We start from the raw sequence: 13,860 nt of genomic DNA on the forward strand, positions 1-13,860 counted from the left end.
ACTTGCGCGAGATAAATTCGGGGGCTTGTATCCTGGATGCTCTCGGTCACAATAGCCTGCAAAAACTCTTTTCAAATCTAAAATTTGAACCTATGGAGGAATTTTATTGCTCCATAGGTTCAATGGAACTAACCGAATCGATTTCCCTCGACTTGTTCCTCGAACTTTCCAAAATATCAACAGTATTCTTAATAAAACCAGCCATCGGCACAGCAACTAACAAACCTGCTATTCCTGCCACCTTAACCCCCACCAGCAGCGCCACTAAAATCCACACAGGATTGAGACCGATAAAACCGCCTAATAACCGAGGAGCAACCCCACTTTCAATTATTTGCTCAATTACTGTAGCGACAGCTAAAACTGTGACGCCGAGCCAAAAGTTGCTTAATGTGATCAGCAAACTGACAATGCAAATACTGAAAGGTGCCCCGAAGGGAATCATAGTCATTACACCCACACCCAAACCGAACAGAAGTCCGAAGGGAACTCGCAAAATTAAAAAAGCAACAGTGATAGACAGTCCCATCAAACCCGCCAAAGTTGCTTGCCCGACGAAGTAGTTGTGGAAGCTTCGCGCCAGCAACTCTCGCAATTGAAGGCTATGCTTGGAGGGAAACCATTTAAACAATCCTTCCCATACGCGATCGCCATGCAAAAGCAAGTAAAATGTCACGACTATTGTGAGGAGGAAATTCAACAGACTGTCTGCAGCACCCAAGCCAAATTTGAGAATTTCGCCAGTGAGTGACTGCAATTGAGATGAAAGTCGCTCGCTCAATTGGGTAGTCAAACCGCTGACATCAATGCGGAGATTGCGATTTTCCGCCCACTTGTTGAACGCTTCAATCTGTTCTGTGCCAGAAACTATCCAAGTCGGCAGTCGGGTGGCGAGTTCAGTGATTTGGTTTAGCAGAATGGGTGCCAGAGTGATACCTAAAACCACCAATAGCAGTAAAGTCAAAAACAATACCGACAAAACTGCTCGATCGCGCTTCAAGCCGTATCTGTGCAGAAAGCGCACTGGATAATCTAGCAAAAAAGACAGCACTGTAGCCACTACCAAAACTGTAATCAGGGCGCGAAAATATTCAAAGACTAGGAGGGCTAACCAGCAGTTGAGTACCGCTAGGGGAAATACCAGTCCGTAAGTCCACCACTGCTGCAGTTGAGTGAAACGTCTCATCTAAGTTAACCGAGTTAAAATTTGAGATGCAAGATGTGAGATTGGCGCTGCTATTTGCCCTTCTCCGTTAACCATTTTATAGTGCATTTATTTATACCCGACTGCTGAAACTTCTCAGTTGCTCTGCCAGGGTAAATTGGGTTGCTGGCAGGCAGTGCCTGCCACAACTATGTTATATCGTTTCCGCTGGTATGGATATATTACCTGCGAAAATAATTTCTTTTCGGTTGGCACGGCAGCGGTTTGCAGCGCGCGATTCAGCCTTTTTCACCATGCCGTTCGAGAGCTAATTGAATTAAACGGTCTACTAATTCAGGGAAAGAAATGCCGTCCGCTGCCCACATTTGCGGATACATACTGGTAGCTGTAAAGCCGGGAAAAGTGTTGATTTCGTTAATCAAAACTTCTCCGGTTGATTCAATGTAGAAAAAGTCTACTCGCGCTAAACCTGCTGCGTCTACAGCCAAAAATGCTTGCACGGCCATTTCTTGGATTTGCGAGACGATCGCACCGCTGACTTTTGCCGGGATTGAGCAGTCGGCTTGTCCCTGGGTATATTTAGTTTCGTAGTCGTAGAAATCGCTTTGAAAACTAATTTCTCCCACCGTTGAAGCTTGGGGATTATCGTTACCTAAAACTGCACATTCTAATTCTCTAGCCACCACACCCGCTTCGACAATTATCCGCCTGTCGTAGCTGGCGGCGCTGTCGAGAGCTGATTCTAACTCAGCGCGCGATCGAGCTTTAGAAATTCCCACAGACGAGCCCAAATTGGCCGGTTTAACAAAGCAAGGATAGCTCAAATCTGCTTCAATTTTATCGCAGAGTTTGGGGAAAACGCAAGGATTAGACCAGATTTCCGAACGGTTGACAGCGATGTATTTTACCTGCGGCAAACCAGCCTGAGCAAAAGCCATTTTCATGGCAATTTTATCCATTCCCAGCGCCGAACCTAAAACCCCGGAACCGACAAAAGGAACTTGCATTAATTTCAGCAACCCTTGCACCGTACCATCTTCACCGTTTGGCCCGTGCAAAACAGGGAACCAAACATCTACAGCATTAAAATTAGGAAACTGTCCAGCGGGAGAGTCGTCTTCTCCTGTTTGTTCCTCTATTTCCAGAGGTTTTCCGGTGGCTAAGACTTGTTGAGGTAATGTTCCCGACAGCCAGCGGCCGTTTTTTTGGATATAAAAGGGCAGAACTTCGTATTTAGACGCATTTTCCTCCGCAGCCAAGGCGCCGGCGATCGCCCGCGCCGAACTAATTGAGACTTCGTGTTCGCCCGATCGCCCCCCGAACAATAGCCCGATCCGCATCATTGTCATTTTTCACTACTCCTAGGACTTTTCGACAAATATACACGCAGAGAGCGCAACTAAGGCACATACGAACCGCTTTAAGACTACTTATCTCCTCCCTTCCACTCTTCCTCTGTGTCCTCTGCGCCCTCTGCGGTAAAAAAAATTACATCTTCTTAGAAAAGTTCACCAGTAAGCCGTCCCCTATCTCATTCCGGTGCTATTTAAAGCATTTCCCCCGTCAAACTAAAAGCGCGAATATCTGTAATTTTAACCCGCACAATTTTACCCGCCAATTCAGCAATATCGCCCTTAAAAAATGTGAGACGATTGCCGCGAGTGCGCCCCATCACCTGAGTTGAATCTTTAAGATTCTGGACTTCCACCAAAACCTCTTCAGTGCGTCCGAAATAGCGCTGCGATCGTTCCATCGCCGTTGTTGTCACTACATGATTGATTCGTTGCAGGCGATCGGCTTTCACCTCCTCACTCAACTGATTTTCCCACAAAGCCGCCGGCGTCCCAGGGCGAGGCGAATAAGCCGCAGTATTCACCAAATCGAAACCAACCTCTTCGATCAACTTCAAAGTCTTCTCAAACTGCGCTTCCGTCTCCCCAGGAAAACCGACAATCGCATCCGCAGTAATCGAAGCATCCGGCATATAACGGCGAATTGTATCAATAATCCGGCGGTATTTTTCCTGAGTATAACCGCGCGACATCGCCTTCAAAATATCATTATCCCCGGACTGAAAAGGAATGTGAAAATGTTCGCAAACCTGCAGTAATTCAGCACAAGCCTTAATCAATCTTTCCGTAAAATAGCGCGGGTGGCTAGTAGCAAATCTGAGGCGATCGACACCAGGCACATCCTGCAAGAAATAAAGCAAATCCGTCAAAGTATGCTGGTTGCTGCCGCCCGGTTTTGTCCCCGGTAAATCGCGTCCGTAAGCATCAATATTTTGCCCCAATAAAGTTACCTCCTTGTAACCTTGACGGCCCAAATCTTCCATCTCAGCGCGAATAGCCTCCGGCATTCGCGACTGTTCAACCCCGCGAACATTGGGGACAACACAATAAGTGCAGCGTTCATTGCAGCCGTAAATTACATTCACCCAAGCAGTCACCTTGCTATCCCGGCGCGGCTTAGTAATATCCTCCATAATCTCAACAGCTTCAGTCGCCACAATTTGATTGCCCTCAAAAACTTGTTCCAGCAAATCTTCAAGTCGGTTAGCGTGTTGTGGCCCCATTACTAAGTCTAATTCCGGCACTCTCCGCAGCAGCGCTTCACCTTCCTGCTGCGCCACGCATCCAGCTACGATTAAAGTTAAACCCGGTTCTTGGCGCTTGCGATGAGCTTGCCTTCCGAGGTTAGAATAAACTCTTTGTTCGGCATTATCGCGAATTGTGCAAGTATTGTAGAGAATCAAGCTAGCTTCGTTCGGGTCTTCCGAGAACTCAAAGCCCATATTTTCGAGAATGCCGGCCATCCGTTCCGAGTCGGCTTTATTCATCTGGCATCCGAAAGTAGTGATGTGATAGCGGCGAGGTTTAACGGTCATGGCGAATTGCAGGCAAATAAAAAATATAGGTTTTCAACCTTAACCAACTATTATATAACAAGTCTAAACCCTTTGTGAACTTTTCTTTTTATCAGTCTTTTATTTTTCTCAGCACCCTCTGCTGTTTATGAGACTTATTGCATAAATCTTTGATGGATAGGGGAAACCGCAGATCAACGCAGATCAACGCAAATGCCTTTCAAGATAGTTTGCAAAGGCATACAATCTTGCCTCTTAAAAAAACCACTTTCACAAATCTGTAGGGTGTGTGAGGCGCGGCGATTAACTTGCGCTACCGACAATCAATCTTAAACCGCGCATCACGCACCAAAATCTCGTTGTTGCGGTGCGTGAGTGTTAAAAATATCACAGTTTGAATTCAAAAACTACTCGCCCTCACGCACCCTACACCCAAAGTCCTGATGCTAAGGAATGAGAATTAAATAACTTACAATGCGTGATGGTTCTTGTGGGATGGGCGTCCCGCCCGTCCAGAAAGGGCGGGCTATAAGCCCAACCCCTACTCCCCACAAACTTGTGTAAATTATTTAATACCAATTTAATGTGAAGTTGCACATATCTCGATCCCCCTAAATCCCCCTGATTGTTGGGGGACTTAGAGAAGAATCTTGTCCCCCCCTTTGTAGGGGCGGTGCGACCCCTACTCCCCGTGCCCGCCCTCTTGGCTAGGGGGGATCGGATTCTATGCAACCTCATGAAAAATTGGTATAATTCGCGATCCTAATGTTTATTTGTGCCTATTTCTCTATTTATTTTGTCTGTAAAAAATGTAAAATTGTTTTGGCAATACCTTGTGCAGCCAAATAAGGAACCCCATTGCCAACAGTTTTAAACATATTAGTCAACGTCATCTTTTCCGGCAGTGCAAAATCTTTTGGCAGTGACTGAATAGCCAGTGTTTCTGCAACAGAAAGCCGACGAAGTTTGTAAGGGTGCAAATGAACTTCGTTATTGCCGTAACAAGCTGTTGGCGAATAACGCCATCGGTGCAATCGCTTGAAAGATTTTTTTGAATCATCTCCTTCATCAACGGAAGCAAACCGCTTAATGCCTGCTTTGGGTTGGAAATAGTGTTTGGCATTAGGATGGTTGAGAACGTCATTTTTTTGGAACCAAAATTCTACCGTTAAATCTTGGGGAATGCCATCAGGACAAGGCACGAAATCATCATCTGCAAAGGCCGTTCTCTCTGGCCAAGGATGAGAAAAAATTTCTGATTTGGGATATAATACCTGACTTTGCCAAGGAAATAAACTTTCGGCTAACATTGGGCTTTTTTCCTCTAGGGAAATGCCCATATTTTTGACAAGGTTTTTTCTAAGCCCAATCAAAATAATTCTATCCCTATCTTGCGGAACCCCGTATTCTATCGCATTAATTAAACGTTCGGCAAAAACGTATCCCGAATCAGCCAACTGATGTTTTAGTTCGTCGTAAAAAGATTTATGTTTTTTGGTTCTCCACAAACCTTTGACATTTTCAAATAAAAAGAAATCTGGCTGCTGCTGACAAATCAATTCAATGTATGAAGCTGAAAGTTGACCTTTATCTCCTTCCCCACCCCGGTTTTTACCACCAATAGAAAAGTCAGGACAAGGCGGCCCCGCGATAAATCCCACAATATCGTGATGCTTGCGGGCATCCTGCATCAATTCCCGCAGGCGAAAAGCTGGTTCTCCCCCTACAAGTCGAGTTACATCTGCTTCCTCTCCTTCGCAATATCCGTATTCTGGTAGCGGCAAATTCATGCACTGCCGAGAATAGCGGTATGCTTGCATGAAAGGTGGGAAAAGTTCATTGACATACGCTACATTAAAGCCGATCGACTCAAAGCCCAAATCGAGCAAGCCAGAACCCGAAAAAAATGAGAAAATACAGGGGATGGGGAATTGGGAATTTGGCATGGGGAATTGGGAATTGGGAATTGGGAAACAGAAAAGATTAACTTAATGGAACTCATTTTATTCATGCGTATTCGCTTGACTCCAAATTAAAGTTGTTAAATCCAAAATATAATCGATTGAGTTATCAACGTATTTTTCGGCAACTTTTCCACCAGTAATTAATATTTTTGATGGCTCTTTGTAATGCGCCTTGTGACAACAAATCAACTGAGGCTTATCTCCTGTAGTTGTCAGCTTTTCTATTTTGAACGTGTCGAGGTGAAGTCGATAAACTGGCGTTTCATTATAGTTTCTGTCCTTAAGATAGCCTAAATTGCCAATAATGTAGATATACTCTCCAACTAAGGTTGCAGAATGAAAATCAGTGGGAGGGAAAACCTCTTTGGGATAGCCTAAAATCTTAAAATTGCCATGTCCGTCGTAAACAACCACATCGTTATAGATACAAAAGTCTGGATCGTAGTAATCTTCGTGTTCGCCAGCAATTTCAATGATTCTTCCATCTGGCAATTCTGTAATTGTTCTCCCAAATCTTTGATAGCACCATACAACAGGTCTATCGTAGTTATCCCCGCTAAACATTGAGTCCGCATCCCAAGCCCCACTACCACTCAGAATCATTGCCTTCCAAAAGTCCACTTCCATTACTTCTGGATTAGTTTTCCCAAATCGACGCTCTCTGCCAGACAAATACTGTTCTAGCGTTACTTCGAGATCGTAATTACCCACTCCAGTGAGATATGACCTCATATCATCGCTAATATCGCTTAAATCTTCGCCCACATCAACAAGCATTCGGACAATTTGTAGATTACTTGCCAATTTAATAGCATTATCAGAGCAATGATTTATTCGACTAGGATTTGCTCCATTCTCTAAGAGAATACGCACGCAATCAGTCGCGCCACATTCTGCCGCTAAAATTAAAGGAGTGCTATTAAAATCATCAGTAGCTTCGATATCAAATCCCTGCTCAATCAACCATTCTAAGACTTCGGTTTTATCGTTTTCGATGGGATACATCAATGGAGTCTGGCCACAGTGTCCACGATCGCTGCGATCTGCTCCTGCTGACAATAATAATTTGGCTGTTTCAAGCTTACCGACTTCCAAACTCAACAGCCAAGGAGTTCGACTCCAGCAGTCGCGCGCAGAAAGATCGGGATTTTGAGCGAGTAATACCTTTACATTTTCGACATCCTCACAGGCGATCGCTTGCATTAGTCCCGCCCATTGGTCACTAGCATCCGCACCTGCCTCTAGCAATAATTTGACAGCATCATAACGTCCCCTTTGTGCGGCGAAACTCACGGCGGACTTGCTGTAGATACTGACATTGCTAAGTTCTGCACCTCTTTCGATCAGCAAACTTAAAATTGATAAGAATTCTCGATCTGTTGAGATAGCGCATCCATTTATGGCATCGATTAAAACATGATAGCCATTTGGTCTCTGATAGTTTATGTTGGCTCCAGCATCCAAAATCAGTCGAACTTTATCGAGACTCCCTGACTGCACGGCTAAGCTGAGTACATTATTTTCATGCTCTCCACAAATCACTTCAATATCAGCTCCGTTGTCTAAAAGAAACTTAACCATATCGCTCGTTGCCTTTGAGCTAGATATCGCGCACATCAATGGTGTGTTTGAGTAAAAGTTATCTGTACTATCAATATCGACTCCACTAGCAATTTGGTGGGCTACACCTGGAATATTTCCTTGTTCGGCATCAATATGAATTTGCATTGCTTTGAGTTAAATTTACTAATCAAATATTCCTAAGATTTGTACCGCATTTTGGAATAGTGTTAAGGTTCCATTGCATTAGTTTCTCCAGCGAGGGGTGAATTCTCCATTATACACCCATCAGCTAATGCTGCTTTTGATTAGCATCGGTGCGGGTGTTGTGGTGTGGTTTCTGGTTTTTTCGATCGCCAAGTTCAAGAGCGTGTTGGCTAAATTCAAGAGAGGAAGATAATCAGGAAAGCCCAAGGGATAGTTTTGGCAAGGTGCTTGATGTGGATTATAAGATAGATTTGCCCGATCGCTCCCTGAACCAAACTATTGTTAGAACCATTGGCCGCCTCGGAAACGCCAGTAGGGAAACAAAATCCGCATTACTGTTTGCGATGCCAGATAAATAGCCAGCCATACAAAACTATAATGTAGAGCAAAAGCTCCTAAATCAAAGTCTAGCAGCGGTATCCCCGGTAAACCGATAGTTTTGATTAATAGCAAGACAAAAAGTGCTTCCCAAATCCCAGCGAGCAATTGAAATGCGCCGGGCCAATCTCGATCCCAGCGGTACTGCTGGATCGAGATATATAAGGCATCCCAGCCGATGCCAAAAATCGCTAGATACCCTAAAATCCCGAAAAATATCGAGCCTGATTTACCAGCGATTAAACCTAGAAAAAATGGCAGTGTTACTAAAACGCCGACTGTTGCAAATAATAAAATTCGAGTTTGCCATCGACCAAATAAGGTGGGAGTCATTCGATTTTAGATTTTAGATTTTGGATTTTAGATTGAATGCGAAAGGGTTTTGTTTTTAATCAATCTGGAGATTTATTGAAAATCCACTTAAACCACTGCACGAACGATCGCCAAACGCTCAATTTCCGCACACCAGCAACTCGGTTGGCGGCCAGACTTTCAACCGATCGCAAGGCGGCGTATTGCAAGCCCAAAAAACTATCTACCGGCGCGTAAGGCCCCCCCAAAGTAATCGCGCCGGCTGCATATACCCGGCCTTCTGTGTTGCTAGCAGAAGAATTCCGCAATTCGGGCACTTCAAAATCGTTGTTAACACTCAGCCGGCCCAAACCGTTGAGGGGAAGATTGTATTGAACTACCAAATCGTTTAACAGAGGACTGGTTTTTACCTTAGCGTCCAAACCCGTAGCATCAATAATAAAATCAGCCTCTAACTTAATTTGTCCCTTGAGTTCCTTCTCCTTAATGTACGTCACCGTGCGGTTTTGACTGTCGCGCTCGACTCGCTCGACTTCCCCGAAGGTAATTTGATACCATCCTTGACTTAAACCTTCTTTGACAATCCGCCGCCAGTCGCTGCGCTGGGCGGTGGTAGTGCCGCCCCAGTCTGTGAGCAACTGCGGCCGCAATTCCGGGGCGACTTTTTCCAAAAGTACGCGGAGTTCCCCGCCCCAGCAAGCTTTCGGCCAGTTGAAAGGTTGAAATTCGTAGTGATTTTCGACGCTGCGCTCAGCGAGTTTAAATTTGTTACCTTGAGGTTTGGGCGATCGCATCAAATGCAATACTTGAATATTACGGTTTCGCTGCCGCGCTTCGTAAATTCGCTGCACCACCCGCGAAGCCACAATTCCCCGGCCTCTAATTAACACGCTGCCGCCGCTGGCCTCCAATTTTTCGTAAACGCCGTCGTGGCTTTCGTAAGCGTTGACAACCGACTCAAAATCCTGGGTTTTTTCGCGGTAAGCTTGCAAGTCTGGCAGAAATTGAATGGCGGGATAGCCGGTGGCTAAGTGTACGTATTTGGCGATTAAAAAAGCGTGATCGCGGTGCTCGGCATTCGATCGAGAATAAGCGATCGCGTACCTGCCGTCATCTGTTTTGCGAATTCCCCGCACTCTACCGTAGCGAAACATCTGATTCCACCCAATTCGATCGACTTCCCTGTCAATTGAATCAAACACATTCCCCGCGCGAGGCGTATAAGTTTCGGCAAAAGTCGGTTCAGCAAACACCTGCCACATCAACTTCAGTGATACTCCCAAACGCCCTTTGAGCAATTCCCGCCAAGCTTCCCGCAAAGCATAGGGAGGCCACCCCCAAATGTTGTCTGGACAAGAGTCAGAATTCGATCTTAGGCGTTCCCGCAGCGGAATTTGAGAATTCAGGCACAGACGCAGATAGCGGGCGTAAGGCTGGTTTTCCATGCCCAAAACCGCAATTCGATCGATTTTCACGCCGCAAATTCTGAGCAAATCCACCCAAATAAAGCTGCCTAAACCGCCGCCAACGGCAGCCCAATCAACTTCTGTCATAGGCAGTCCCATAGATTGGAGCGATCGCATTGACACTTGAGAAGCGTGCAAAAATGCGATCGGCGGAAATTCTCCCCTACTAGGTGTTTGAGGAAGCTGCAACATTATTTGCTGGCCCAATGCCGGGTCTGGCCCATTTGTCTGTGGGTTAAAGAAAATGTGAGAATTGACCGACGGCGTTTCTGGGGAATTAACAGCAAAAGAAATGCCGATCGCGTAGGGCCCAACTTGCAGCATATCCCCGTTTGCCAGCACGCACCGGGTTTGGCGAATGCCGTTGACAAAAGTACCGTTGCGGCTACCCGTGTCAGTAAGTAAAATACTGTTACCTTCGGTGCCAATCACTGCATGAAAGCGAGAAACTTGACTGCTGCTGAGGGCAATTCGAGAAACTCGTTTCCCGTTGATAGTGGCGGGCATAGCTTCAAAAATTCGTCCCAAAGCGATGGGTAAGTCGAGTATCGGGGATCGACAATCCCCCGTAGCTGTATCTGTCCAAGTCAGTCGCAGGCGCAAGGGTTGAGAATTCATGATTATTTTTTAAACATCAGCCGTCGGCTTTGAGCTTTCTGCAAAAAAAGATTTTTGAAGTTGAGAGTGTTTAGCGAATACCCTGATTTTCCCTTTTTCTTAAATCTTGCACCATTGTCAATTAGCCTTTTATGAACAGGCAAGATGCCTGTTCCACAAGAAAATTCACTCTTTGTGGAACGGGCATCTTGCCCGTTCCTAAACAAGTAATTGAGAATGGTGCAACATCTCAGTTCTTCCAACTTTCACGGAGAGATCATCACACTCGCTGCCGCCGCCAAAGAAGTACCGCACCACGGACACCCCGCATTCAACTGCGCGTAAGGCGAAATTCGGCTGCATTTGGGACACTGCAAACCATATTTTGAAGGCCCCGTCGGCTGAAAGTTACCATGTGCGGGAGGCCCAGACAGCAAAACTGTCTGCGGCGCGGCTACTTGCACCTCCGTCACATTCACCACCTCAATTTGGACTTGGCCTAAATGGATATGGCTTCCCGAGTTCAATTTTGCTTCCCCTCGGGCGAGAATTTTTCCATCTACCAGCGGCGGATTGCTTTCGCGCAAATTCCGCACTGCATACTCCTGCAATTCCTGATTAAAAAATATTTCAACGTGCAGCCCCGATACGCTGGGATGCGAAAATACTATATCGCACTTCGCCGGATCGCGCCCTAGCCTCACGGTTCCGGGATTTTTGCTCGGCTGTCCGTTTTCAATTGTCTGAGTTTGGCGCACCCCAGCTTCTGTCCATGCTAAAGTGAGCTGGTTTGTCATGATTGTATAGTTTGCTGCTCAAAAATATAAAAAAATATTAGCTGATTTATTTTGAGGAGGGACTTCCTCACCAAAAAACTTAATTATAATTATTGACCAAGAATTTCAAAGGTGGTACCCGCCACGTGATTTATCCGTGGAGTCAATCCAAAATCTAAAATCTAAAATCCTCAAGCCCCCGAATTAATCTCGCGCAAGTCAATCCAAAATCTAAAATCTAAAATCTAAAATCGAATGACGCCGACTCGATCGCACTTCTAAAAATATTATGTGCAGCTATACAAAAAAGCCCTGAATTCGGGGCTTTTAGTGCTCGTATGGGCTTTTTTTGAGAGACTTAATCGCGCTTGTCAGCTTTTGTTTCCCGCAAAATTATTGACCCCAGTGCACCTTTGTTAAAAAATTGCTGTTCAAGATTTGCCAGGGATTGCTAAAAACTAATTCCTGTGGGGTTTTCACATTTGCGAAGCTTTGGTGCGCTAGTGACGAATTTTGGAGGTGGGACGATCGAACTACCTCGGTAACTTCGATCGCCCCACCTCCTCAAACGTTCACTGTCCTAGCAATTGCTCTCACGCTGCAACTGTGCCATCTTTCATTACAGGGCCAGCCTTAAGAGACTTAAGCTTCGCTCTTGCGGCTTTTCCGACCGCCTTCGCGACCAATTTGAGCCATGTGTTCGCGATTTCTGCTGACAGCTTCGCCGCCTTTTTGACCAGCTTGTCTGGCTTCTTCAGGGGTGAATTCGTGTGCAGTTCCTTTCTCGTGTGCAGCTTTTCCGCCTTTGCTAGCAATTGCGCGCTGTTTTTCTGCATCCATAGAAGCGAATCCGCGTTTGCTTTTCTCAGCCATGACTGTCTCCTTGTTTGTTTCTGATTTTTTAGCTCGATCGCGCCTTCGCCTCCCACTGTCGTGGTTACTCCCAGTCAGTGGTGAGATATCCGACGGTAAATTATGAAACCTCATCACACGAATCTAAGCTTTTGGTTTAACTCGCAGGATGAATCTTTCATAATTTACAAATGTGAACTAAAAATAGTTCACGCCCGGGCACTATAGTTAGAGCCGCCAATGTTTTAAGCTGGTTACTGTCTTTCAATCATTCTATAAACCCCCCCAACTTTTATACCTCTTTCTCAGGTATAGTCATTCTTTAGTTCGCTGGAAGGATGCTTTAGTTCGCAGGAAGGATGGAACCGAAAGCTGATTGGCAGTAGACTCAGAGGATTTTTCGACTCGGGCGGCGCCACCTCAAAAATTAAAAGTCCAAAGACGGATGCTTTTTTGGTCTTTTTACTTTTTTTTTGGGGCATTCCGCGCTTGCCAGTTATCCCGATGTTAGTTGGTCTGCCGATCGAGTGGTTTCTGGTAAGCGATATTTTGGGGCGCAGCGCAGGACGTACTCGATCGCACTGATCAAGTTTACCTTATGACCTATCGACACATACATCGGCTTTACCCCTGTTTGCGTCCTCAGCGCGGCTCCTACGGTTGATCCCTCCAACAGCAAGGGTTGCCAACTGCCCCGATCGAGTCCGACTTCTGAATGTTCTCCCATAAATCGATTTTTGGCAACTCCGATCGTGGGAATCCCTGTCAAAACCCCCAAATGGCACGCAAGACCGAATCGGCGGGGATGGGCTAGTCCTTGACCGTCGCACAATATCAAGTCTGGCCTCAAACTGATATTTTCTAAAGCTTCGAGAACTGCAGGCACTTCTCGAAAAGACAGGAAACCCGGAAGGTAAGGAAAAGTTGTAGGACTGCGAACCACAGCTTGCTGCTGCAATTGCAAGTCTGGAAAGCTCAGAACTGTTACAGCGGCCCGCGATACGTCGTTTGCACTGTCGTAGCCGACATCTACACCGGCGACGTACCGAACTGTGTCCAGTTGATTTTCGGTAATTACCTCTGACCGAAGCTGTTCTTGAATGGCGATCGCCTCTTCAATTGTCTGCGGCCAAGGGTGTCGCTGCAACATTTTGATTTCTCTTCAACCGTTCTCATCTAAGCTTAACTTATTTTCGGGCATTTTTAAACTCAGAGTTTTATCGTTTGTAGCGATAAATTCCCAACTTGCCCAAGCAGTCTTTTTTCTACTCAGGAGGGTTGAGCAAGGCGGGTGTCGGCTTATTCTACATATAAAGTCTGTACCTCGCAGAGGGAAATTCTATCTTTCGTGGCTTGCAGCAACCCGCAAAGGTTTTTGTGGCACGCACCTGCCATTTACCATTAAAATTTACCCAAAAATTAGCTGTTCAATTCTGATTTTTTCGCTTTCTAGAAAGCTTTCTCTTTCCGATCGCCCTTTTATCGCTTGTCAAAGAGCGATCGAGCTATCTATTTACTTCGGCTTTATCTAAAAAACTCCGCTTTGTCAAGATGATGGAAACATTTATTAATCAATAATCTCACCCAGCTACAAGTGCCATTATACATCCCCGCTCATCGAGCTAAGAGATTCCCAGACCCTCGCAAGTATATGACTTTTATGAAAAAGAATCAATTAATTTATGAGTTGTTGCACCCTTAACATGAAGTTATAATT

The 13,860-nt window shown here is 45.6% G+C and carries 10 protein-coding genes; all 10 read right to left on the bottom strand.

From position 1 onward, the window contains the following. Positions 1-103: 103 nt before the first annotated feature. The 10 genes from QUB12_RS14800 to nfi all read right to left on the bottom strand — a co-directional run bounded on the left by QUB12_RS14800 (position 104) and on the right by nfi (position 13,293). On the bottom strand, positions 104-1,186 hold the full coding sequence (locus QUB12_RS14800) for an AI-2E family transporter (protein ID WP_333307302.1): 1,083 nt from the start codon (positions 1,184-1,186) through the stop codon (positions 104-106). Between the two features lie 257 nt (positions 1,187-1,443). Next, complete coding sequence (locus QUB12_RS14805; protein WP_333307304.1) at positions 1,444-2,514, bottom strand: D-alanine--D-alanine ligase family protein; 1,071 nt, start codon at positions 2,512-2,514, stop codon at positions 1,444-1,446. A 197-nt stretch (positions 2,515-2,711) separates the two neighbouring features. After that, positions 2,712-4,052 (bottom strand): tRNA (N6-isopentenyl adenosine(37)-C2)-methylthiotransferase MiaB, encoded by a 1,341-nt coding sequence (miaB, locus tag QUB12_RS14810; RefSeq protein WP_333143307.1) that lies wholly within the window; start codon positions 4,050-4,052, stop codon positions 2,712-2,714. 770 nt (positions 4,053-4,822) lie between these two features. Further along, positions 4,823-5,977 (bottom strand): DNA cytosine methyltransferase, encoded by a 1,155-nt coding sequence (locus tag QUB12_RS14815; RefSeq protein ID WP_333143308.1) that lies wholly within the window; start codon positions 5,975-5,977, stop codon positions 4,823-4,825. 57 nt (positions 5,978-6,034) lie between these two features. Beyond that, the gene (locus QUB12_RS14820; RefSeq protein WP_333143309.1) at positions 6,035-7,723 is read right to left on the bottom strand and encodes an ankyrin repeat domain-containing protein; all 1,689 of its coding nucleotides are present in this window, start codon (positions 7,721-7,723) and stop codon (positions 6,035-6,037) included. A 321-nt stretch (positions 7,724-8,044) separates the two neighbouring features. Beyond that, on the bottom strand, positions 8,045-8,473 hold the full coding sequence (locus QUB12_RS14825; RefSeq protein ID WP_333143310.1) for a hypothetical protein: 429 nt from the start codon (positions 8,471-8,473) through the stop codon (positions 8,045-8,047). 59 nt (positions 8,474-8,532) lie between these two features. Further along, positions 8,533-10,536: an FHA domain-containing protein gene (locus tag QUB12_RS14830; RefSeq protein WP_333307306.1), complete on the bottom strand. Its 2,004-nt coding sequence runs from the start codon at positions 10,534-10,536 to the stop codon at positions 8,533-8,535. Positions 10,537-10,781: 245 nt separating this feature from the next. Continuing rightward, positions 10,782-11,312, bottom strand: coding sequence for an FHA domain-containing protein (locus tag QUB12_RS14835; RefSeq protein WP_333307308.1), 531 nt, complete (start codon positions 11,310-11,312; stop codon positions 10,782-10,784). A gap of 621 nt (positions 11,313-11,933) precedes the next feature. Next, positions 11,934-12,164: a KGG domain-containing protein gene (locus QUB12_RS14840; RefSeq protein ID WP_006631632.1), complete on the bottom strand. Its 231-nt coding sequence runs from the start codon at positions 12,162-12,164 to the stop codon at positions 11,934-11,936. Between the two features lie 475 nt (positions 12,165-12,639). After that, a complete protein-coding gene (nfi, locus tag QUB12_RS14845) occupies positions 12,640-13,293 on the bottom strand; it encodes a deoxyribonuclease V (RefSeq protein ID WP_333307310.1) in 654 nt (217 codons plus the stop codon). Positions 13,294-13,860: the final 567 nt, after the last annotated feature.

Source organism: Microcoleus sp. B7-D4 (assembly GCF_036705125.1).
Lineage (GTDB): Bacteria > Cyanobacteriota > Cyanobacteriia > Cyanobacteriales > Microcoleaceae > Microcoleus.